We start from the raw sequence: 21,055 nt of genomic DNA on the forward strand, positions 1-21,055 counted from the left end.
TGTAGTGGTCTAATGAAACCGGACACCCATTTAGGCGAGAATGCTCGCCAGAACGAGGTGTCAGATGACCAAACAACGCCGTACCTTTTCCCCTGAATTCAAACGCGAGGCCGCCGACCTCGTTCTCAAGCAGGATTACAGCTTCATTGAGGCCAGCCGCTCGCTTGGTGTCGGGGAGTCGGCTTTGCGCCGATGGGTCGACCAGGTGCAACAAGAACGCACGGGCGTCACCCCGCAGAGCAAAGCGCTGACCCCGGAGCAGCAGAAAATCCAAGAGCTGGAAGCCCGAATTGCTCGCCTTGAGCGGGAAAAATCGATCTTAAAAAAGGCTACCGCGCTCTTGATGTCGGAAGATCTCGAGCGTTCGCGCTGATTGACCAGTTGAGCATCCACGAGCCGGTTGATTGGCTGTGCAAGGTGTTTGAAGTGACCCGCTCGTGCTACTACGCTCGGCGCCTCAGGCGCCGCACACCGGAAGTAGAACGCCTTCGATTGCGCAGTCGGGTGAACGAGTTGTTCACCCAAGGCCGCAGTGCTCCCGGTAGCCGTAGCATCATGGCCATGATGCAGGACGACGGCGAGCAGATCGGGCGATTCAAAGTGCGCAGCCTGATGCGCGAGCTGGAGTTGGTCAGCAAACAACCGGGATCGCACGCTTACAAAAAGGCGACGGTCGAGCGGCCCGACATTCCTAATATTTTGAACCGGGAGTTTGATGTGCCCACTCCTGACCACGTCTGGTGTGGCGATATCACTTACATCTGGGCTCAAGGGAAATGGCAGTATCTGGCGGTTGTCCTAGATCTTTTTGCCCGCCGTGTTGTGGGCTGGGCGTTGTCGGGAAAGCCGGATGCGGACTTGGTCATCAAGGCCTTGGACATGGCTTACGAGCAGCGAGGGAAGCCTCAAGGTCTGCTGTTCCACTCCGACCAGGGCTCGCAATATGGAAGCCGGAGTTTTCGTCAGCGCCTTTGGCGATATCGCATGCGTCAGAGCATGAGCCGGCGAGGAAATTGTTGGGATAACGCGCCGATGGAGCGGGTGTTCAGGAGCCTGAAAACCGAGTGGATACCGACCATGGGCTACACGACGGCCCAACAAGCTCAGCGGGATATCAGCCATTTTTTGATGCACCGGTACAACTGGATTCGACCGCACCAATTTAATGGTGGGCTGCCACCGGCTCAGGCCGAGAAAAAACTTAACGTCGTGTCCGGGATTAGTTGACCACTACATAAACATGTGTTTAGGGGCGCGGGCTTCTACGTCATCCTTTCAGATCGTGCCGTAGACGGAAACATCTGCAGTCTACAGCGAGGGACACTTCGTGCGATCTACCGCGGCGAATGCGGAGGAGTACGAAGGCGTGTTCAAAGCCACTTATTCAACGCACAGTACAACGCGGACTACAAAGAGCGCTCCTCCAATTACCTTGCCAAGCCGAAGAACGAAGGAAAGTCTTTCTATGAGCCTCACTGGCCTCATTGCTTGAAGCTTGTTAAAGGTGGGCCGAGTGGGGTCAACATTGATGAGGCACCTCACAGCGGCCACAGGTGGTTTGTACTTGTGCATCGAATGGAGGGCAGCTCCCAACCGTTACGGCAGATTGCGGAGCTCGCATTCGACGACGCTTTCGGGCATCCGGCTGGAAGTCGCGACGTGCGATAACTGGAGTGATGTAACGAGCGATATAGATAGGGATTCGAACCCCTGCCTGTACGCCTGCGGGCCGCTTAAGGCCAGAAAATACGGTGTTCTCCCCCCTCGCCCTTGGCGTAAGGCGGCCAACAGCGGCCCCTATTCTGCCCTAATTTTGCCCTAAAACCCGCTAGCCTTCTGTTTTTCAGCAAGCCACAGCTCGTACAGATCATCACCCCCCCTTACAAACCGGTAGCTGACCGCGTGAGCAGCAACGTGTCGATGATTGGATAAGGCAGATCCATCAAGAAGGAACTCAGAGCGTGGAGTGAGACGCCGGCTTGCGAGAAATTTTCGGTAGCCGCTGCGCGCAAGGTGGCAGGCAGAATGTTCGACGAAGGCAAGGGAATGATCGAGCCGACCGAACGGTCAGCGGTGCCGGCAGGTATCAACCCATGGTATTGTTCAGCCATCACTCGACAAGACCTTATGCCGACTGGAACCTGCGTGAAGGATAAAGCTTGTTAAAAAGTTCCAACTGGGAACCAACAATAAACGTACAGAGGACGTATGAATTATAGATTCGACATACAAGCCCTTAGAGGACTTGCTGTTGCATTTGTCGTAATAGATCATTTGGGGTTCAGCGCATTCAAATCAGGTTTTTTCGGCGTAGACATATTTTTTGTCATTTCCGGCTATCTGATAACTGGCCTCATTGCTAGTAAAATACTCAAGAAAGATTTTAGCCTTGCAGACTTTTATTACAGACGCGCTAAACGTCTCGTACCCGCCGCTTATGTCACGATTTTAGTAACTTGTCTCGGCGCCTACGCTCTATTAAACTCAATAGAAATCAGGAATCTATTCTATCAAGTTGCCGGAGCTGTCAGTTATACAACAAACTTTGTGCTACTGACACAGACTGGCTATTTTGATGCGGACGCCGCAACCAAACCCTTACTACATATGTGGTCACTAGCAGTGGAGGAGCAGTACTACCTAATTTTCCCCCTAGTGCTCATCCTATCACCCTCTCGATACTGGTTGCGTATAGTTCTCAGCCTACTCATTGCTAGCGTTGCGGCCTGCCTCTACCTGAATCAGTTTAATCCTTCTGCAGCCTTTTACCTGCTGCCGACCCGCGCTTGGGAATTGCTAATTGGGTCCGCAGGCTATCTAGCAGCACAACAGTTTTCTATCAAAATCCCTAAAGCTCTTTTTGTGGTTGCTCTAATGGCAATCCTGACAATACCAGTTATGGGATATGAGTGGAGCCATCCTGGACTGGGCGCAATAATTATTTGTCTCTCCACCCTTGTAATTATATGGCGCAATAGCACGATAGCAAATGAATCCCGCTTGGTAAAACCACTCGTCAACCTTGGGGATATTTCCTACTCTTTGTATCTCGTGCATTGGCCGATCATTGTTTTCGCCCACACTGTCTTCACGTCCAAATTTACGCTTACAACTCAATTGATATTACTGATAGCGTCAATAACAGCCGCGATTGTACTGTATCGCTTTATTGAACAGCCCAGCCGTCAGGTGCAAATTTCTCGACCAAAACTTGCTGGTTTTGTAATCATCGGGGCTGCCATATTGGTTTCAACGCAGTATATTGCAGCCAACACTCATAATACCGCCATAGACTTCGCACATATTCGAAGACCCAATTACGGGCTAGACCAATCTTGCGACTACTACCAATTTCAAGAAAACGAGAAATGCCAAACCTCGAGATCTGCAAGCAGCATAGTCTGGGGAGATTCGTATGCTATGCATACTATTGAAGGCATCAAAAACCATAGGAAAGACGGAATTATTCAGGCAACATATAGTGCCTGCCCACCCTTCTTGAACACTGCTCCCTACAACCCTGCGCGTATAGACGCTGAGAAAGTATCCAATTACTGCATAGACTTTAATAACAGCGTGATTTCCGCAATAAAGACCGATAAAAATATCAAAACAGTAATACTTGCAGCTTCATTTTGGCAGTACACCGTTCCCGGCAATAAAATGCAGATCCGGGATCCTGAGGCTAACAATCCAACCCGCATAATACCTACTAATTTGGACCTCGCCGAAGCCGACTTAGGCAACACCATTGAAACGCTAAAGCGACTTGGGAAGGAAATCATTGTAATTGGCCCACCACCATCAGTAGGTAATGAAAACATCACCTGTATGGAGCAACTCCTATCGACAGGCACGGCACCAACGGACTGTAGTATACCGCTGGGTGCCTACAAGCAATACAATGCAGGACTTATCACTCTACTGAATACTATTGAGACAAAACACAAGGTCAAAGTCGTTCGATTAAGCGACGCCCTGTGTGACGAGAAAGCTTGTCGAACTATTCTAGATGGCGTACCTATGTACCGCGATTCGGGACACCTATCATACGTCGGCTCTGCAAAAGCATTTGACGTTTTGGCCAATACGAAAAGCCTTTGGTAGAAGTAATAAAAACAGAGTCGCAAGGATTTTTACCAAACATTCAAACTTCAAACGGGAAGTCAAACATAGAAAACAAGAACATGGGCAAGCCAATTTATGGCTTGCCTTTTCCTATTGCTGGCTAAAAAAGCCCTCCGAAAATGTTTCGCTCCCAATTCATGACAACCAACTCCACGCTCACCTCGGCCGTCCCCTGTCGTTGGTTGGCGGTGCTGTAGCGAATATCGACAGTCTCAAAATAAAAGCCGTCAAACACCCGCCTGATGTCTGGGTGATCGTTGATGCTGACCATCACCTTGCCTTTGCAGCGCCGCATAAAATCAGCCATGCGCTCGTAATTCTCAAAGGGAAAGTCCACCCCATAGCCAGCGGTCTGCCAGTAAGGCGGATCCATATAGTGGAAGGTATGGGCGCGGTCGTAGCGCTCAGCACAGTCCAACCAGGGCAGGTTCTCAACGTAGGTGCCGGACAGCCGCTGCCATGCTGCAGACAGGTTCTCCTCGATCCGCAGCAGGTTGATGGCTGGTCCAGTGGTTGCGGTACCAAACGTCTGCCCCGTCACCTTGCCGGCAAAGGCATGGTGCTGCAGATAGAAGAAGCGAGCGGCACGCTGGATATCGGTGAGGGTTTCAGGGCGGGTCATCTTCTGCCACTCGAACACCTGCCGGGAGCTGAGCGCCCACTTGAACTGGCGCACGAACTCTTCTAGGTGGTTCTGCACGACGCGGTACAGCGTCACCAGGTCGCCGTTAATGTCGTTGAGGACTTCAACCGGCGCGGCCTGGGGACGCATGAAGTAGAGCGCGGCGCCGCCGGCAAAGACTTCGACGTAGCATTCGTGGGGTGGGAAGAGCGGGATAAGGCGGTCGGCCAGGCGGCGTTTGCCGCCCATCCAAGGGATGATGGGTGTGGACATATAAAGCAAGACCTTTGCTGTATGGATAAACAGTGCTAGGCTCGCTCCGCTTTGTGCACGAAGCAGGAGCCTTGGCTGGACTTGCAGGGACATTCTGCGGGGAAGGTGGCCGGGTTGGATGTGGACGCATCCTGCCCGGCCGCTCCTTTTACTTCGGTGTAGAGACTTCTTTTGCGTAGGCCTGACAGGCCCGCAGGGCGATCAATCCTTGGTCGCCGGCATCGGTGATTCCGATAATTCGTTGAGCATGCGCTGGGTCAAGTTGGACTCTTGTGGGGCCATGAACCACGCGGCCGGTGGTGGCGGTGGTTGACACTGAACAGCTGCTGGTGGCATCGGTGGCGGCGAGTACGACTGACAACCGCAGATCAGCAGTAGCCAGGCGATCACGCAGACGAGCCTGCTTCGTTTGCTCATCGGTCAATTCCTTGTGGTGGGTTTCGTCTTTGTTCTGCAGGCGCTGCTCCAGGGCGAAGCGCTTTTCCTGCTCAGTGCGCTGCAGGGCAGCAGCGGCTTGGGATAACTCGTTGAGGGTGTCAGCCTGCAGCCTGGCCTGGCGCTCCAGCTGCTGGCCATAACGCCAGCCTTGAGCGGTCCATGCCAAGCCCGCAGACCCGGCTGCCAAGATCATGAGCAACACACCGATGGCCGCGATGCGGTATTGAGCAGGGATCAGGTCGAGGAGACGCATAACACCTCCCTCGCCCTTGCCCAGATCTGCAGGCGATCCTCCAGGCCATTCAACCCGCCGTTGATCCGCCGGGTGATGGTGTTGAATTGCTCCTGATCCGCAAGAGCATTCAAGCCGTTTACCGACCAGAACCATGCTGCAGACTCTGCTGCCCACTCGGGCAGTTCGAGCAACTCCGGCGTGCGCAGCAATCGCTCATCGCCGAACAATGCCAGGCTGCAGCGCAGGTAGTTGTCGTGACCGGTGATCTGGATCAGACCGCGACCACGATAGCGCTGTCCATCGCCGTCTGGCTCCGGGGTATTACCGAGTTTGGCAGCCAGGGTGCCGGTGTCGTATTTGCTCAGGTACTGATCGCCGCCCAGCTCACGGACGTACTGCAGTTGACCCGACTCGTGACCGACCTGCGCGAGGAACGCGGCCTGCCGTTTGGGTGTGTTGATCTGTCGGTGCCCCATGGCCGCGTTCAGGGCAGATACAAAAACGCCCGCTTGGCGGCGGGCGTTCGGCATGATGCGTTGCAGCTGTTGCTCGGTAACAGACATAAAAACTCCAGACATAAAAAAACCGCACTCAGGCGGCGATGGGATGCACTACTGCTTCTCGACGCTCACTACCTTGAGCGGCTTCGTTTCTTTCTTTTTCTTGCCTTTGGATTTGCCTTGCTTGCCCGCATTGCACTCCACCGTGGTCGACCAGCCAGACTGGGTGAACACCTGCTCGACCGAATCCGCCAGATACTCGCCATCAAGGCCGACCTTGAAGCCCTGGGCGTTGATCAGGCGTTCGGCAAAAATGTCTGTCCGGCCAGGCATCTCAAAACGCACGTCGGCGGTCGAGCGATTGAACGCCGCCAGCCGTGCCTTGGCGGCAGCCTCGGCGGCGGTCTTGTTCGGGTAGATATGCCGATCGGTATGCACCGCCGGCAATCCATCCGGGGCGTCGTCGTTATCAACGGTGACCACCGACAGCTTGCCGTCCTTCTTGTTCTGATGCTTGGCCGCCACTGCCTTGTGCGAGTTGCGATCCCCAAGGCTGAATTGCCATCGACTGAGATCGCTCTTCGTCAGGGTGATCGCGCCGAACGTCTTGCCGCTGGCAGTCTGGCTGCCTTGACGCGGCATCACCAACAGTTTGCCGTCGGCCACCTTGGCAGTGCAGTCGTATTGTTTGGCAAGGCGCGTGATGAAATTAAAATCGGACTCGTTGAGTTGATCCACCCGGGCGACCTTCGTTGCCACCGGACACACCGCCTGCCAACCATTGCGCGCCGCGATGTCGGCCACCATTTTTGACAGTGGCACGTCCTCCCAGCTTCCGCTACGGATGGTCTTGCCACTGCCGCGCATGTCGCTGGCCTTGCCCTTGATCACTATCGTTTCCGGCGGCCCCGACACTTCGACCGTGTCCACCGCGTAACGCCCCAGGCGCATCAACGATGTTTCCGCGTAGCCCAGGTAGACCTCAATAGAGCTGCCACGCCGAGGCAGCAGCACCTGCCCATCTCGGTCATCGATGCGCAATTCAAACTCGTCGGACTCCATCCCGGGCTTGTCAGAGGTGCGCAGTAGCAGCAACCGATCATTGATTTTGGCCGTCACATCGGCGCCATCCGCCACGATTCGAAACATCGGTGTCATGGATTTAGTCCCAAAAAAAGCCCGCACATGGCGGGTCAAAAACAAATGGCCGTTACGCGTAACGCAACGGGCCGCCGGCGGCGGGAGCGCACGAGGTCAATCCCACAAGCTGACCCCCTCCCCGGTCGGGCTGGGCAGATCCGGCAGATAGATCACCACGCCGGCCCGGTAGGGCTGGGGTTCATCCGCCAGCCCCTGATTGGCGTCCAGCACCGCCTCAGTAGTGCCGTTCAGATGGCCATAAACGTTATGGCAAATGACATCGAGCATGTCCCCATCAGACGTTCTGCATGTCGTCGCCATAGCGCACAAACTCCAGACTGAACCCTTGTTTACGCGGAATCCCGCCGTGCAACAGCGCGCCCTGCTCCTCGTTGATGTTTTTCAGGCACCAGTTGCCGATCACATCGCCGTAGCCGGTGGTCAGGCTCAGCGGCTGAAGCTTGGCCCCAATGCTGCGCAACGTGTCGAGCTGCTTAAGCCCGCCCTTGAACCCCGGGTAAATCGTCCCTTTGAGCGTTAACTTGTCGTCTCCGATGCCTACAGCCTGCTGCGCCGGGCGGCGCGACAAACGCTCCTGTGAGGCCCAGCGAAATTCGGTCGAGCGGCTCAGCTCGTCAAAGGCCGCAGTGTCCAGGTTGAAATAGTAGGGCTGCTCCTTGGGGTCACGAGGCTGGATAATCAGCAAGTGCGGGAACGGCTTCACGGCTTCCGGTGCCGGTGTGGCATCCATGGCAAATGCGCTGGTGGGCACGATGTTGGCTAATGATGGGCTGACCTTTCCGGCGATCTTATTGATCGCCGTCGCAGCCTTACCTGCCTGTTCTTTCAGCGCGCCCATCCGTTCCTGAACTTCGGCGGCCGCCCGTGTCGCACGGCCGTACACGGATACCACCTGGCCGACCTTGGCCTGTGCTGCATCCACGCCGCGCATCACCCGCTGCAGCTTGGCACCGACAGTCGGCCCCACGAACGGGATGTTTTCCAGCTCGGACGCCGCGCCGGTTAACTCCCGAATGGCGCCATTGACCGGCCCCAGCATGCCGTCAGCACTGCGCCGCCCAGCCTCCCCAGCCTCGACCAAGTACTTGAGGCTCGACAGCATTTGTTCCATGTAAGCCATGGAGACCTCCTTACAGGTGCGGTTCGTCGTACAGCTTCGCAGCGTTTTGTTTGGCCGCATCCGCCATCATTAACCGCATGTGCGGCATGAGGTCTTGCGCCAGGCGCTGCGGGTCTTTCACATCCCCTTGCACCGCTACCGGCATGCTCAGTGAGTATTCAAACTTCTGATCCACCTTGGCCGGTGCGGGCTTCTCCGTCTCTTTAGGCTGAATTGCCACCGCCGCCGATTTGGTCGGCGCAGACACTGCCAGGGAGCGTGCTGCATCCCCCATCGCAGGTGCCTGAGGTGCCTGCGCCATCAGCAGCGCACCCGAACCATTCGCGCCATTGAATGACTTGCCCATGGTGGCCAGGCTCGGGATAACTGGACCCGGCCGGGGCACCATCAGCAACGGCGTTACCGGTGGAGCGGGCTTTTCGTCATCACCACCAAACCAAGATTTACCTGCTGCGCCACCCAGTGCAGAGCCACCCATGCTGCCCAAATAAGCACCCACCAGCCCGCCAATGGCAGTGCCAATGATCGGCACCACGGAGCCAATCGCGGCCCCGGCTGCAGCGCCCGCCATAGTGCCAGCAAGGTTGCCGGCGGCAGCGCCATAGCCCTCGGCCTTTTCATCCTTGGTCTTGGCTGTCTCATAGGTCTCGAAGGCCATAGCGCCGGCCTCCATCAGCGAGCCCCCGGGTATCATCTTGGCGGCTTTACCGATCTTACCGACCGCTTGCACTACCCCGCCCAGCTTGGACAAAGCACCGCTAGGCACCGGAACCGGCGGAATCGGCGGCCGTGGAATGGGTACCGGGGGCCGTGGCACTGGCGGTCGCGGTGGTCGACTCGCTCGTGGTGGCGTCGACCGACGTCGCGGAGGGTTTCGCTTTGACCCGGGCTTACGCCGACGTGCCTCCCCAGGGCCTCCGGCACTGCCACCAAGGGATCCAGCGTTGACCACGAAAACTTTCTTGACCCCGTCACCATCCAATCCCGCCGCACCACCACCATCATCAGCGCCTGAGGCGGCGTCCTTGGCAAGAGAAACCACCTTGAGGCCGGTCGCTATCACATCGAACTTGCCCGGCTTCTTGCCCCCCTCCCCCGCCGCATCTGCGTCGCCATCGACGGACTGGCCCTTGAAGGCAGCAACCGCCTTGAGCCCGGTCTCCACCAGCGACAGCGCTTTGCCGGCCTTACCTTTGGGTTCGCCATTATTTCCGCCGCCGTTGCCGTCCTCAGCGTTGGTCACAAAGACCTTTTGCACCTCGCCAGACTTACCACCCAACGAGCCCCGCGCCACGTTGAGCAACCCTTTAGCGATTTTGAAGGAGCTGAGCAGGCCTTTGAGCGCAATCAACCCGCCACCGACCGCCGCGATACCCGTCACCACCCCGGGCGCGCTGTCAGACAGCGAGGTAATACCCTTGGTGACTCTGGTCAGTGTATCGGCCACGGTGTCCGTGACAGGGCGCAGGGCGTCCCCCACACTGCGCATAGCATCATCCATCGACTGAGCCATTTCGGCCCACTTCTGCGACGACGCCTCACGCCGCTCGCTGAGGTTTTTGTCGAGAATGCCCGTGGCATCACGCGAATCGTTTTTGAGCTGGCTGTACAGCGCCTTGTTCTGCATGTAGGCAGACAGGGCGGCCTTCACCTGCATGTCAGCGAACAGGTCGCCAGTGCGCAAGGATTCCTCCAGCGAGGCCATCATGGCCTTGGCTTTCTCTGGGTCGGATTCCTTGCTGATTTTTGCCGTGGCCTCGGCCATCGCCGCTGCACGCTTCGGATCGGTGGCTTGAATATACTTCTGCGCCAACGCCATGCTGGTTTCCAGCGTGGACATACCGTTCTGCAAACCGGTCTGCATCGAGCCCTTGTAGTCGATACCGGCCTTGGCATATGCCTTAACGGTATCGCCGGAGCCGATTTTGCTCATCCAGTTTTTGAGGTTGTTGGCTGCCTCATCGGCGCCGCCGGCAGACTTCATCTGCACTTGCAGCATGGCACCCAACTGCGTCACCGCATCCATGCCGGTGATGCCCAGGCTACCCATGTTAGCCAACAGCTCAGGGAACCATTTAGCCATGTCGGCCGCTTCAAAGCTGCCCGCCTGCCCTTGATAGGCAATCGCCTCCAGCGCCTGCTGCATCTGCTTGGCGTCAGTAATCTTGGCGTTTTGCCCCAGGGCATTGATCATCTTCGCCGTGTCGACACCGTTCGACCCTTGGCCCACAACAAACTTGGCCGCGACCGGCGCATATTCGAGGGCCTTGCTCAACTCCATACCGGCGCCGACCAACTGGTTAACCACGTCGGCCACGTCATTACGCGCCATGCCGGTGTCACGCGAGGTATCAATGATCTTGCGCGACATCTCCTGTTCTTGAGGCTTGTTGGCAATGCCAGCCTTGATCGCGATGTCACGAACAATGGCCCCAAAGTCGGCGCTAACTTTCGTCGGAACAGCCAGCACACCGACACCAACGACGGCTGCGCCGACCGCGCTTTTCATGCCCTTGCCACCAGCCTCAAGCTGCTGATGCCCCTTGGCTTTAAGCTCGGCTTTGTTGGCAGCCTGCCCCATAGAGCGGTAGGCCTTCTCCAACCGGCCGACCTCGATCCCCTGCTTTTTCAGACTATCGAGGTTTGAGTTCAACCGGCCCAGCAGCTTGGACGCCCCAGCCGAGCCGCTGTCGTGTGCTTTCTTCCACTCATCCCGCAGGCGAATCGTGTCGCCGATGGTACTTTGCAGAACGCGCGACTTTTTGCCTTCAGCCTCAAGGCGTTTGATTCGCCCAGTCACATCCTTGAAAGCAGCGCCGACCGTCGAACTGACGGCGCCGCCGATCACTAGCCCGAGAGCGAGTTTGTTCGCCATGTCATGGCCCCCATTTGCACAGCCTTACCGAAGGCGGCTCAATCCGTGAGCCACCACACCATCTCAGCAAACGGCATTGACTGAATCTCGGCGGCGGAAAATCCGGTTTCCGCCGCCAGACGTTTCGCAGCCATTTTTATGACGGCAGGATCAAATCCCGTCGTCTTGGTCCATGCGAAAATAGCCGGCCTGCAGGCGGTTAAAATCAACCAACTTTAGGCCCTCCAGATCTGCGATAGGTGCACCGGCCAGCGAGGCAAACAACACCAGCTCGCGCTGCTCGGCATCACCGGCAGCGTCTCGATTGGCCGCGCGCACATCGCCCACTGTCGGGGAGCGCAGGGCCAATGTATCGACCGACACCCCGTTGATTTCACTCGGACAGGAAAGCGTCACCACTGCCTGATCGGTGGTCACCGACAACCACGCCGGCATTTCGTCCGTGTAGTCGGTTTCGGGGACCAGGTGCGAATAAGCGGCTTGAACACGGCGATAGTCCGTCAGCTTGAGGCCTTCAAGATCCTTGACACCCACCTCCGCCAACCCTGCGAATAACATCAGCTCACGCTGTTCCTCATCACCATTCGACGCCTTGTCGGCTGCCCGTACTTCGCGCACCACCGGGGCACGCAAGGTGAACGTTTCGACCAGCACGCCGTTGGCGTTGCTTGGACGCGTGAGCGTCACGACGGCAGCCAGTGCGCTGAGAGACAACCAGGCCGGCACTTTTTTAGCAGTTGCTTGATTCATCTGGATCTATTCCCTTAAAGGCCGAGTGCGGCGCGAATGTCGGCAAGCTGGTCTTTGCCGTCGACGACTTGAATACCCGCGACCATGTCGATTTCGTACATGACGCGGCCGTCGATTTCGAGCTTGTAATAGGACGCCGCAACGGCGTGCTTGATCTCCGCCGGATCACCGGCCTTCCAGTCGCCCAGGTCGACCTCTTTGAGCAAACCGCGAATGGTGGCAACTACGGCCGTCACTGCTCCCTTTTGCCCCCTGAAAGCCCCTCGGAACGTCGCGTTGAAGGCCGAGCCATCGGCCAAGCCGAAGTGCTTCAACGACTCACGACGCACGCCCTTGGTGACAAAGGACGGCTCCATTTTTTCCAGCCCTTGGGCCATCTCGATGGGACCGGCCATGCCACCGCCGCGATACTCGTCGGTCTTAACCGTCAGCTTGGGCAGGGTCAGACTTGGCACGTCGCCGGAGAAGTTCACGCCGTCAACAAACAGGTTGGTGTTAAACAAAGTTTGAGGAATCATTTTCCAGGCCCCTTAGGCTGCTTCAAGAACTTCGGTCATCCACTGATCGGTGACTTCGAAAAGGAAATTCGGGTTTTCTGCCGGCGGCACGTCGGTGAAGCGGATGCGCCAATAAACTTTGCCCTGGGCGATCTGGCTGGCCGTGTTCAGCTCGGTGTCCGGGTACACCTCAAAATTGATAATCGCGCCCTGGGCTTTCAGGTCGCGCATGAACGCTTCCAGGCCGTCAGTCACATCCTTGACGTAGGTCTTGGTGATCGAGCGGTCTACCGCCCACTTGTGGCCGGCCTGCACCGCATCCATGAGGATGAACAGCGTGCGAACGCGTGTGACGAAGGCCCACTTCGGATCACTCGACAGAGTGCGGTTACCCCACAGGCGATAGCCGTCGTCGCGGATGATCGTCGCGATATTGGCGTTGTTCAGCAGGTTGGCTCGGCACGTCTCGTCGCCATCCAGGTACTCGACAGCCCGGGTCGTGCCGGTGATACCGGTGAACTCTTTGTTCGACGGCGACGCCCAGAAGCCATATTCAGCATCGGTCCAGGCAAACAGACCCGCTGCCCAGGCCGAGCCCGGCGCATCAACCGTCTGACTGAGGTCGGTGTCCCAGTACTGCACGCCCGGGTCAACCATGAACAGGTTGCGACTTCCGAAGTTATCGGCGTAGAGCATGGCGGCCTCATCGGTGGTGCCAGGACCGTCGAGAATGCCGATTGCACGAAGCTTCTGCGCCAAGCCATCGAGCGCGGTTGCCACCGCTTGCTTGGCCGTGTGCCCTGGCGCAATCAACAGCCGCGGCTGTGCGTTGAACAGGCTTTTGCCGTCGAGCAACGCCTGCAGACCGGTGCGCTGGCCCGACACCAGAACCCCGCCGATAATCGCCGAGGTTTGCAGCGCCGCGTCTTCCAGCTTCGGCACGCCGATGGCGACGATCACCGCCTTGGCCTTGGTATAGATCGCCTTACAAGCCTTGGTGATCGCCGAATTAGCACCGAAAGCGGCAATGGCTTCGCGCTCAGAGGTGATCAACTTCAACTCGCCGGCCTTGGCAGTGCCGCCATCCAGCCCGCCCGGGGTGAAGGTGTCGCAGAGCCCGATAATGGAAGACGACGGCAAGGAAATAGTGCGCGCCCCTGTCTTGATGTCGGTCGTGGTAACGCCGTGAAAGAAACTCATAGGGTTCAATCTCCAGAAACGAAAAAGCCCCGCGTGAGCGAGGCCGTGGTTGTTCGTGTTGCGTGTAACGGAAAAGAAAACGCCCCGTCAGTGCGGGGCGTTTATTCGATTTGACCAGCCAGCCAGAGAGGCGTCGGCGGGCGATGTTCAATCAACGGAAACTCTCCCGCCTCCGGCCAGTTGCGAAGGGCTCGGCGGTAGGACTGAAGCTCTGCGTATTGATCGGCAGTTAATGTGGTTTCCTGGCTCTCTTCCAGCTCGTCCCGGTGACGCGAAACAACGCCATCAGTCTCCGCAAGCTGCCCGTCTCGCCATAGACGCTCAACAGATGCTAGAAAGTCCGGCGATGGCTTAGGCGGATCAATCAACATCGGATAGTCGTTTTCTGACAAAGCGAGCACCTGGCCGCCAGCTTGACCTTGCAGCAGTTCTGCATGCTCCTCAACGGTGATCTTCAATCCACCGTTGTCGCGATCCAAAAACAGAAAGCGCTGATCTTGTTCGACCCACTTAGCCCAAATTGCAGGCGGTGGCGCTGCAGGCAGAGCCGCCAGCACCGGGGCGCCATCGACAGACACCAGAATCTGCCCCTGATGAAGGCCCGCCATCAGAGTGTCGTATTCGTCTGGCGTGAGTTCAGTCCCGCCGTTGTCGCTGTCCGAGAACAGAAAGCTCTGGTCATCATCAGACCACTTTGCCCAGACCGTCATGCCGCTGCTCCTTTTGCAATATAGTGACAAACTGCTGAGGGAATATTGCAGCGCCCGTTGAACCCCGAGTTGGACGCAGAGTCATGCCAAGCGGACGAGGTAGTAGTTGATGCGTTAACTGGCGTGATAACCACCTCATCAACCCGGCCAAATCCGAGTGGGAAGCTCACAGCAACCGGGGCACCCGACGTTGCGCTGGCAATAAATGTCCCTCGGCACTCTTGCTGGCCATTCGGCAACTTTTGGTGGCCGCTCGCGGAAGTCGATCCAGCAAACATGGCAGCATGTCTAAGCGCAACAGAGCCACCGACCAATCGCCACTCGCCCGTCAGGCGCGCCAATATCGCCGAATCCCCCTGACCAAGAACAAGGGTAATAGCGCTACCGCTCAAGTTCGTACAAAGCTCGCCGTTCGACCCAGATATTGTTACTGCGCCAGCACCACCGCTTACCACCTTGATCATCCCGCCAGACGCGATAGGCGCAGTTGTTGGCAGGGTTATGGTCACGGCTGCGGCAGCCCCAACGTTAACGATGCTCCCGACGCTCCCATTAGTAAGCACCGTGCTTCCGGACACAGAACTGAAACTGCTCCACTCCATACCTGCCTGCTTTACGAATTCGGTAGTCGCGAACAATTTGGTGCTATCAAACCGATCCGGGGTATAGCCGAACACCTTGGAAAACTGCAACTGAGCCGAACCAGACGCCCACCATGCATTGGCGCCGTTACTGGCAAGGGTGAGGGTTGCACCTGGTTGCAGCAAAATGCTGGTGGGCTGGCTGCCGTTACCGCCGTTGATCCAGTCAGCCCCAGCACAAGCCACCGTCACGACACCGTTGCCGATGTTACGAAAATGAATCGCGCTACCTGATGGCACGGCATTAGCCGCTGGCATCGTCAGCGTAAACGTCCCTATGGTTGTGACCAGCGTGCCTACAGCTGCGGTGGTCAAAGACGCGGCGGCCACTGCATTGGTAAAGCCACGATAGCTACCGGATGCACGCATGACGTATTCAGTCGTAGCCATCGACTTATCGTTAGTGAACAGTGGCTGCGTAATCCAATTTGAACCCGACATAACGGCGGCATACTTGAGCGCCATAGACCCGCCACGCAAGCGCCAGGTACCCGATACTTTCACGAACTTGGCGCTATCCCCCATGCCCAAGACAACGGGTATCACCCCGGCGGTCTGAGAGGCCAATACATCCAGCCCGGCCGCCAGAACAGTCACCGCACCAGCCCCAGCGCTCACCACCTCGACCGACGCCCCATCAGGAACCCCGGCGGTAGGCGGCAACGTGATGTTGATCGGTGTAGCAGATGCGCCGGCTACAATTCCACCCACGCTTGAAGCGCCCAGCACCGTGCTGGCTGTGAGCGGCGCGAAGCCCGAATACTCCACCCCCATTCGCTTGGCAAATGCCGTGGTCTGAAGCCGGGTGCTGTTATCGAACTGAGGCGCGGTCAGAGACGTTGGAGTGCCCAAGAAGGCCGGGGAGTTAATCGGCGCAAAACCTTGGGTTACGTTCTGGAACGTCAGGGCCGTTACGCCCAGGACAATCACGCCATCGGTGACCAGTTGCCAGCGGGTATCGGCCAGCGTAGCGCCCTGCTCAACAGACACCAGCAGCGCCGATGTCACCTCGGCACTGGTATCGGCATCCAGCGTCCGAGTCCAAACACCTGCGGCTGCGATGTACAGGCCGTTGTCTTTAGCGACCGTTTGGTTTTTCACCAAAACCCGATCACCTGCCACCAGAACAATGCCATCAATAGTCTGAAGTCCCGCCAAAGCGATGTTGCCCGTGGAGGCCACACGTACCGACTGCTTGCTGTCGAGCTTGTAAAGCTCCTCCAGAATCCGCAGATCGACATACTCACGAGTTGCCAGCACCACGGCAGGGTCAATCTTGAGCGTGATGTTGCCAGTGCTGGATACAATGAAATTCATCCGCACTACTTGCGTGCGGCCCGATCCTTGGGATAGCAGCGATTTGTAGGTCGGCGCGCAGTTCGCGACCGCCACAAGATCGCCGTCCGCGTCGTACACACCAATCTCGCGAATCCATCGACCACCTTCATCGGCCGGAATAATTTGCTCAGCAATTATCACCGCCGGGTTCGCCGGATCAACCCTAACTTGATTCAAAGGACGGCGGCGCCATTCGTTGATCAGGCGAGTCTGCGAAGCACTGGGGATGGGGTCAGTATTGTTTGCATCACCCACGCCCATATCAGTGAACTTCCAGGGAATGCCGAGCGCGTCAGCGTTCGCCTGCTTAGCCATTCCCACGTTCGTGAGGATGGCGAAAAACTGGGAATTCGCATCAATCATAATAAACGTCCAGGGTGTCAATAGAGTGTTCACGCCCAACCACACCGAAAGACCCGGTGACCTCAATGTCACGCATGACTGGCGGGTAAACGTCGATTTCGTCGCCTTCGTACAGGGCAACACTGATATTCAAAACGCCTTGAGTTTCGAGACTGATCGCCAGCCCTGTCAGGTGCCGGCTGACCGGCTTGGCGTCGTCGATCAGGCGCTCCAACTCCTGATACATCTCCTCGTTGATCCCGGTGTCGAGAACCCCGACTTTCAGCGCAAAGGTACCCGGCACACCCGGTGGCACGGTGTTGAACCACTCGATAATCTCGATCAGGTAGCCCAGGGGCTCGACCACACGGCGCAGCGCGCCGATGGTCCCTTTGTGGGCATGAATGTAGTAAGACGCCTTAATAGCGGCCCGCTTGGTCGCCTCGGTCCATCGGTAGTCCCAGCGGTCGACCGACCACGCCCACGCCAGGTGGGGCAGTAAATGGACCGGGCAGGTATTGGCGTTGTAAAGGGTCCGCAGCGGGATGATCGTTTTCTCAAAAAACGTCGCCTCCATGGCCCGTTCCAGTTGCGTGCTATTAAGTGGCAGTAGGCTTTTCATGTCTGCCCTGCCAACTTCACGGTGTAGCCCGTACAGAACGCCGCCTGAGCCTTGGTTGGGGCCACGTCCTGCCATCCGACCAGCTCAACCCGGGACACGCCGGCAACGTGCAACTGAGCATCAATCCCGGACCGCGCCACCTCAACACCCAGCCGCTTGCGCGGATTGATCCAGGCCCCCAATCGACTTTTCGCCTCGGCCAAACTGGCATCCGATTCGGGCCCAGCGCTGGTCATGTGCAAAATCGCCTCAATTTGGTAACGAATCACCTGGGCGCTCTGCACCGTCACCCGATCAGCCACGGGGCGCACGTTATCGTCATTCAGCGCGACGGCTACCGTAGCCAGCAGTTCCGGCGACGCCTCGCCTTCACCGTCCAAACTCAACACCGTTACCGTAACGTCACAAGGTGCCGGACTTTCGGCGGTCGCATCGGCCACCAACCCCGAGGCATTGCGCGCATGAAGGATGTAGCTGTTACGCGGGCCGGCCGTGGTCAACCCTTCATAGGCCAACTGGATACGCTCGCGAAACGGATCGTCGTCCTCCTTGACCTCTGACACGGGCGGTACTGCCAGCAGATCTTCGGCCTGGATGACCAGCCGCTTAAGATTGACGTTGGCCCCTAAGTGATCAAGGTCACCGCCAATGGCATGCGCCAGCAACACCGCTTTGCCGGCATCGTTGACCCGGGCGCGATTGCCGACCTTGATGTATGCGCCAACTTCCAGCACCTTCACCACGGGATCGCTTTCCAGCGCGGCAGTCCAGTTGCCACCCATGTATCCGCGAAAAACCCCCAGCCCTTCTTGATAAACTTCTTCGAAGTCCAGCGGTTCCAACACGGTCGGAGCCGGCAACGACGACAGATCTACGATACTCATACGGCCACCTCCAGCGTGACACCGTCGCCCAGGTATTGCCCGACGATCCTCAGGTTGATTTGCCCGCCAATAACAGACAGAACGCGCACCTGGTCCAGCTTCAAACGCGGCTCCCAGCGCCCAAGGGCACGAGCGACTTCAGCCTGTACGGCGCTTTTCCAGCCCTCATTGACGGGCAAGTCAACAAACCGCCGTAACTTGCTGCCGTAATCCATCCGGTGCCGGCGGCTGCCCAGCGGCGTGCCCAAAATGTCTGGAACTGATTGGCGCAAGTGCGCGATGCCGGAAATGGGCTGGCCGGTATGGCGGTCCATTCCGATCATTTTGATTACTCCACCAATTGCTCCAGATCTGGATGTGTTTTCAAGAACGCATATTGATCATCCCCAAACGCGGTAACGCGCCCCGCGATAACAGGAAGCGTCTCGCCGCTGGGCAGGACCAGTGTGCGCGAGGTGAAAACCTTGTCGCGAAACACGCGTGCGGGGCCGATGGATTCCAACGCGTCAGCAGTCGCGGGAATACCAAGCGGTGCGGGCTTCAACCCAGGAACCACGATAGCTTCGGCGACCTCGGCCGAATCGCTGTCAGTTCTAGACTTACTCATAAGACAGACTCCAGGCATGAAAAAGCCCGCACTGGGCGGGCTTTCGTGAGTTGAAATTAATGCGTGTGATGGTTGCTGTTACCACCGGCATCGATGATCGCGCCGGCGCTGGTGATGCCCTTTGTAACGTGTAACGCTCCGTCGATTAGCACCGCCGCTTTCAGATTGATGTTGCCGGTGGTCACGTTAACGGCGCTGTCCGTGATAACCGCCTCTGTGCTGGCGACTTTAATGCTCACCGTACCGCTCGGTAGAGTGATGCTGTAGCTCTTGGCCTGCCAGTCGTAAATCAGCGAGCCGCCATCATCAAAACGCCAAACTTCCACATGATCGCGGTTATCCGGTGGTGGGCCAGCATTGCCATATAAGCCCGGGATGAAGGTACCTTGCGCTACGTCACCGCTGGCACTGACCAAAGCACCCTGCTCGCCCATGGATGGTGCCCGCCAGTGCCTGGCCTTACCGGCGGCGATGCTGTGCCAGCGCACCCAAGCGCTGACCCATTCGCCATCGGAAACCCGACATACCGGCGGCGAGGCGGTCAGGTCGACGGCCACCACGTAACAATCCTTCACCACCCCGGCGAGCATGCGGTCATGCTGGGCGCTGGCATAGCCGCTCACACGTCCTCCGCTGGCACAAAGCCGTCTTTGACCTCGTTGTTAAATCCGAACAGCAGCGATCCAGGGGGTTGATCAGGCCAAGGCCATTCCTCGGGGCCGACGTAAATCTGCTGCGTCCATTCCACCAGCCAGACGGTGTAGCCATCCAACGCCGGCTGGGTCCAGTCCTGCAGGGCTTGAACGAACTCGGCCGGCTCAACCTCAAGTCCCCAGGTCTGGGCCCGCAGTAAAACGGCAAGCTGAGTAACCAACTGCACCGCCTGTTGCTGATGAAGGGAATGGATCGGGTCAACAATAATGCGCGCCTCGAACTTGCACACCAACGTGGTTTCACCCGTGCCGATGTCGGTACCTGGTTCAATCTCAGCCAGCTCAAGAAACACCGCCGGCAGGGCAATGCGGTCCTGGATGTTCGGCCAGGCCCTTACTGTCTGAACTCCTGGCAGATGCCGCACCAGGTGCTGCTCGACCGACTGGTAAAGCTGATCCAAGCTAAAAGGTTCGTCAACCATTACGCGATCCTCTTGAGATACTTCTGCAGCTCAAAGTTAAGTTCCTGTTTCAGGATCTCAAGCAAGCGTTCATCGGCCTTTTGTACCCAGCTTTCAAAGTGAGGACGGGCTTGCTCCAGAGACACCTTGGCCTTTGCCAACGGAAAACGACTGCCGTTTTCCGCCACCCACCCCGAACTCGGCCCGCGCCCCGGCGACACCGTGCTGTCAGGGTAGTCGTCCGCGTTGAAGTGCTTGCTCGCAGTACGGATCCAGATGTCCGGTCTGTTGCCGTAAACCTTCTTGAGAAACGCGCCTTGATACCGCCGCCCCGCCACCGATACACCGCTGCCTGTCTGTCGCGCGCGGCCGATCCGGCTGGACTCGATAGCGTTCAAACCGAACCACAGCTTGCCGCTCGAAGCCCCGCCGGACACCGGGTAGCTGCGCAACCGTTGACGCACCGCCGCGACAGCAATGCGCTCTTGCCGACTCACCGCTCGGGCGATATGCGTACGCAACCACCCCAGCGTCTTGTTGATGGCTCGACGGTGAGCAGTGGCCGCAGCCTTGGGCACCAACTTGGCGAATTCCTGAAACGCTTGCAGGTCTGTGGCTGACGACTGGATGGAGATCATCCCGCCGCCCGCCGAGGGCTTGTAGTAGCTACCAATGCTCATGGACGTAACCTCAGGATCAAGGCGACCAGACCGTCGCCGCTCGGCTCCAGCTGCAGCAGGTCGTAATCGCCGCCGCCATCCAAGGCAGGCAGATCGATGCTGACCAATAGCCCGCGCTCAAGGCCATGCGAATCGCTCACGCGGATCTCAAACCGAGGCTCACGTAAGCCGGTATTGAGCTTGCCGAGCTTCGGCTGCAACCAGGGCGCCGCGAACATGCCAAACACTGGTTCTTCGCGGCCCTCGATCCGTGCGGTATCGCCCAGTGTTTCGAACACCACCGCGTCGACTTCGGCGACCAGGTCGCGAAAGCCCACA

Annotated in this window: 23 protein-coding genes and 1 pseudogene; 2 read left to right on the top strand and 22 right to left on the bottom strand. The window is 57.8% G+C overall.

The window, feature by feature from the left end:
- Positions 1-64: 64 nt before the first annotated feature.
- Positions 65-1,227 (top strand): IS3 family transposase gene (locus tag BB029_RS16580; RefSeq protein ID WP_141696496.1). Its coding sequence is split into 2 segments (ribosomal slippage): positions 65-317 and positions 317-1,227, totalling 1,164 coding nucleotides; the frame shifts between segments, so codons are not numbered across the junction.
- Positions 1,228-1,880: 653 nt separating this feature from the next.
- Here BB029_RS16580 and BB029_RS32915 read toward each other — a convergent pair.
- Positions 1,881-2,111: a hypothetical protein gene (locus BB029_RS32915; protein WP_141696557.1), complete on the bottom strand. Its 231-nt coding sequence runs from the start codon at positions 2,109-2,111 to the stop codon at positions 1,881-1,883.
- 97 nt (positions 2,112-2,208) lie between these two features.
- Here BB029_RS32915 and BB029_RS16585 point away from each other — a divergent pair, with 97 nt between their 5' ends.
- Entirely contained in the window at positions 2,209-4,107 is a 1,899-nt protein-coding gene (locus BB029_RS16585) for an acyltransferase family protein (RefSeq protein ID WP_065940004.1), read from the top strand.
- A 121-nt stretch (positions 4,108-4,228) separates the two neighbouring features.
- Here BB029_RS16585 and BB029_RS16590 read toward each other — a convergent pair whose 3' ends face one another.
- The 21 genes and pseudogenes from BB029_RS16590 to BB029_RS16685 all read right to left on the bottom strand — a co-directional run bounded on the left by BB029_RS16590 (position 4,229) and on the right by BB029_RS16685 (position 21,054).
- Positions 4,229-5,023: a DNA adenine methylase gene (locus BB029_RS16590; RefSeq protein ID WP_065940005.1), complete on the bottom strand. Its 795-nt coding sequence runs from the start codon at positions 5,021-5,023 to the stop codon at positions 4,229-4,231.
- 148 nt (positions 5,024-5,171) lie between these two features.
- Entirely contained in the window at positions 5,172-5,714 is a 543-nt protein-coding gene (locus BB029_RS16595; RefSeq protein WP_065940006.1) for a lysis system i-spanin subunit Rz, read from the bottom strand.
- Complete coding sequence (locus BB029_RS16600) at positions 5,696-6,259, bottom strand: glycoside hydrolase family 19 protein (RefSeq protein ID WP_065940007.1); 564 nt, start codon at positions 6,257-6,259, stop codon at positions 5,696-5,698. The genes BB029_RS16595 and BB029_RS16600 overlap by 19 nt, the downstream gene beginning before the upstream one ends.
- A 48-nt stretch (positions 6,260-6,307) precedes the next feature.
- On the bottom strand, positions 6,308-7,354 hold the full coding sequence (locus tag BB029_RS16605; RefSeq protein WP_065940008.1) for a phage late control D family protein: 1,047 nt from the start codon (positions 7,352-7,354) through the stop codon (positions 6,308-6,310).
- A 96-nt stretch (positions 7,355-7,450) separates the two neighbouring features.
- Positions 7,451-7,657 (bottom strand): tail protein X, encoded by a 207-nt coding sequence (locus tag BB029_RS16610; RefSeq protein ID WP_065940009.1) that lies wholly within the window; start codon positions 7,655-7,657, stop codon positions 7,451-7,453.
- On the bottom strand, positions 7,632-8,477 hold the full coding sequence (locus BB029_RS16615; RefSeq protein ID WP_065940010.1) for a phage tail protein: 846 nt from the start codon (positions 8,475-8,477) through the stop codon (positions 7,632-7,634). Before BB029_RS16615 ends, BB029_RS16610 begins: the two co-directional genes overlap by 26 nt.
- A 10-nt stretch (positions 8,478-8,487) precedes the next feature.
- Positions 8,488-11,352: a phage tail tape measure protein gene (locus BB029_RS16620; RefSeq protein WP_065940011.1), complete on the bottom strand. Its 2,865-nt coding sequence runs from the start codon at positions 11,350-11,352 to the stop codon at positions 8,488-8,490.
- Positions 11,353-11,502: 150 nt separating this feature from the next.
- Positions 11,503-11,787: a phage tail assembly protein gene (locus tag BB029_RS33825; RefSeq protein ID WP_065940418.1), complete on the bottom strand. Its 285-nt coding sequence runs from the start codon at positions 11,785-11,787 to the stop codon at positions 11,503-11,505.
- Positions 11,788-11,826: 39 nt separating this feature from the next.
- Positions 11,827-12,102, bottom strand: a pseudogene (locus BB029_RS33830) (phage tail assembly protein); the annotation flags it as partial.
- A gap of 14 nt (positions 12,103-12,116) precedes the next feature.
- Positions 12,117-12,620 carry a phage major tail tube protein gene (locus BB029_RS16630; protein ID WP_065940012.1) on the bottom strand — a complete coding sequence of 168 codons (504 nt, stop codon included), beginning with the start codon at positions 12,618-12,620 and terminating at the stop codon, positions 12,117-12,119.
- A gap of 12 nt (positions 12,621-12,632) precedes the next feature.
- Positions 12,633-13,799, bottom strand: a complete 1,167-nt coding sequence (locus BB029_RS16635) for a phage tail sheath family protein (protein WP_065940013.1) — start codon at positions 13,797-13,799, stop codon at positions 12,633-12,635.
- Between the two features lie 101 nt (positions 13,800-13,900).
- Positions 13,901-14,509 carry a hypothetical protein gene (locus BB029_RS16640; RefSeq protein ID WP_065940014.1) on the bottom strand — a complete coding sequence of 203 codons (609 nt, stop codon included), beginning with the start codon at positions 14,507-14,509 and terminating at the stop codon, positions 13,901-13,903.
- Positions 14,506-16,851, bottom strand: a complete 2,346-nt coding sequence (locus BB029_RS32265; protein ID WP_083236435.1) for a phage tail protein — start codon at positions 16,849-16,851, stop codon at positions 14,506-14,508. The genes BB029_RS16640 and BB029_RS32265 overlap by 4 nt, the downstream gene beginning before the upstream one ends.
- A complete protein-coding gene (locus BB029_RS16650) occupies positions 16,844-17,452 on the bottom strand; it encodes a phage tail protein I (protein WP_065940015.1) in 609 nt (202 codons plus the stop codon). Before BB029_RS16650 ends, BB029_RS32265 begins: the two co-directional genes overlap by 8 nt.
- Positions 17,449-18,336, bottom strand: coding sequence for a baseplate J/gp47 family protein (locus BB029_RS16655; RefSeq protein ID WP_065940016.1), 888 nt, complete (start codon positions 18,334-18,336; stop codon positions 17,449-17,451). The genes BB029_RS16650 and BB029_RS16655 overlap by 4 nt, the downstream gene beginning before the upstream one ends.
- Positions 18,333-18,659, bottom strand: a complete 327-nt coding sequence (locus BB029_RS16660; RefSeq protein WP_065940017.1) for a GPW/gp25 family protein — start codon at positions 18,657-18,659, stop codon at positions 18,333-18,335. Before BB029_RS16660 ends, BB029_RS16655 begins: the two co-directional genes overlap by 4 nt.
- Before the next feature lie 5 nt (positions 18,660-18,664).
- A complete protein-coding gene (locus tag BB029_RS16665) occupies positions 18,665-18,943 on the bottom strand; it encodes a hypothetical protein (protein ID WP_065940018.1) in 279 nt (92 codons plus the stop codon).
- A gap of 56 nt (positions 18,944-18,999) precedes the next feature.
- Positions 19,000-19,533, bottom strand: coding sequence for a phage baseplate assembly protein V (locus BB029_RS16670; RefSeq protein WP_065940419.1), 534 nt, complete (start codon positions 19,531-19,533; stop codon positions 19,000-19,002).
- Between the two features lie 29 nt (positions 19,534-19,562).
- Entirely contained in the window at positions 19,563-20,078 is a 516-nt protein-coding gene (locus BB029_RS16675) for a hypothetical protein (protein ID WP_065940019.1), read from the bottom strand.
- Positions 20,078-20,737, bottom strand: coding sequence for a hypothetical protein (locus tag BB029_RS16680; RefSeq protein WP_065940020.1), 660 nt, complete (start codon positions 20,735-20,737; stop codon positions 20,078-20,080). The genes BB029_RS16675 and BB029_RS16680 overlap by 1 nt, the downstream gene beginning before the upstream one ends.
- The gene (locus tag BB029_RS16685) at positions 20,734-21,054 is read right to left on the bottom strand and encodes a hypothetical protein (RefSeq protein WP_065940021.1); all 321 of its coding nucleotides are present in this window, start codon (positions 21,052-21,054) and stop codon (positions 20,734-20,736) included. The genes BB029_RS16680 and BB029_RS16685 overlap by 4 nt, the downstream gene beginning before the upstream one ends.
- Position 21,055 lies beyond the last annotated feature (1 nt).

This window comes from Pseudomonas sp. S3E12, assembly GCF_001702295.1.
GTDB lineage: Bacteria > Pseudomonadota > Gammaproteobacteria > Pseudomonadales > Pseudomonadaceae > Aquipseudomonas > Aquipseudomonas marginalis.

Bases quoted from the DNA above. Each gene is read 5' to 3' on its own strand.
- BB029_RS32915 (WP_141696557.1), bottom strand. From the start codon at position 2,111: ATGGCTGAACAATACCATGGGTTGATACCTGCCGGCACCGCTGACCGT.
- BB029_RS16585 (WP_065940004.1), top strand. From the start codon at position 2,209: ATGAATTATAGATTCGACATACAAGCCCTTAGAGGACTTGCTGTTGCA.
- BB029_RS16590 (WP_065940005.1), bottom strand. From the start codon at position 5,023: ATGTCCACACCCATCATCCCTTGGATGGGCGGCAAACGCCGCCTGGCC.
- BB029_RS16595 (WP_065940006.1), bottom strand. From the start codon at position 5,714: ATGCGTCTCCTCGACCTGATCCCTGCTCAATACCGCATCGCGGCCATC.
- BB029_RS16600 (WP_065940007.1), bottom strand. From the start codon at position 6,259: ATGTCTGTTACCGAGCAACAGCTGCAACGCATCATGCCGAACGCCCGC.
- BB029_RS16605 (WP_065940008.1), bottom strand. From the start codon at position 7,354: ATGACACCGATGTTTCGAATCGTGGCGGATGGCGCCGATGTGACGGCC.
- BB029_RS16610 (WP_065940009.1), bottom strand. From the start codon at position 7,657: ATGGCGACGACATGCAGAACGTCTGATGGGGACATGCTCGATGTCATT.
- BB029_RS16615 (WP_065940010.1), bottom strand. From the start codon at position 8,477: ATGGCTTACATGGAACAAATGCTGTCGAGCCTCAAGTACTTGGTCGAG.
- BB029_RS16620 (WP_065940011.1), bottom strand. From the start codon at position 11,352: ATGGCGAACAAACTCGCTCTCGGGCTAGTGATCGGCGGCGCCGTCAGT.
- BB029_RS33825 (WP_065940418.1), bottom strand. From the start codon at position 11,787: ATGCCGGCGTGGTTGTCGGTGACCACCGATCAGGCAGTGGTGACGCTT.
- BB029_RS16630 (WP_065940012.1), bottom strand. From the start codon at position 12,620: ATGATTCCTCAAACTTTGTTTAACACCAACCTGTTTGTTGACGGCGTG.
- BB029_RS16635 (WP_065940013.1), bottom strand. From the start codon at position 13,799: ATGAGTTTCTTTCACGGCGTTACCACGACCGACATCAAGACAGGGGCG.
- BB029_RS16640 (WP_065940014.1), bottom strand. From the start codon at position 14,509: ATGACGGTCTGGGCAAAGTGGTCTGATGATGACCAGAGCTTTCTGTTC.
- BB029_RS32265 (WP_083236435.1), bottom strand. From the start codon at position 16,851: ATGATTGATGCGAATTCCCAGTTTTTCGCCATCCTCACGAACGTGGGA.
- BB029_RS16650 (WP_065940015.1), bottom strand. From the start codon at position 17,452: ATGAAAAGCCTACTGCCACTTAATAGCACGCAACTGGAACGGGCCATG.
- BB029_RS16655 (WP_065940016.1), bottom strand. From the start codon at position 18,336: ATGAGTATCGTAGATCTGTCGTCGTTGCCGGCTCCGACCGTGTTGGAA.
- BB029_RS16660 (WP_065940017.1), bottom strand. From the start codon at position 18,659: ATGATCGGAATGGACCGCCATACCGGCCAGCCCATTTCCGGCATCGCG.
- BB029_RS16665 (WP_065940018.1), bottom strand. From the start codon at position 18,943: ATGAGTAAGTCTAGAACTGACAGCGATTCGGCCGAGGTCGCCGAAGCT.
- BB029_RS16670 (WP_065940419.1), bottom strand. From the start codon at position 19,533: ATGCTCGCCGGGGTGGTGAAGGATTGTTACGTGGTGGCCGTCGACCTG.
- BB029_RS16675 (WP_065940019.1), bottom strand. From the start codon at position 20,078: ATGGTTGACGAACCTTTTAGCTTGGATCAGCTTTACCAGTCGGTCGAG.
- BB029_RS16680 (WP_065940020.1), bottom strand. From the start codon at position 20,737: ATGAGCATTGGTAGCTACTACAAGCCCTCGGCGGGCGGCGGGATGATC.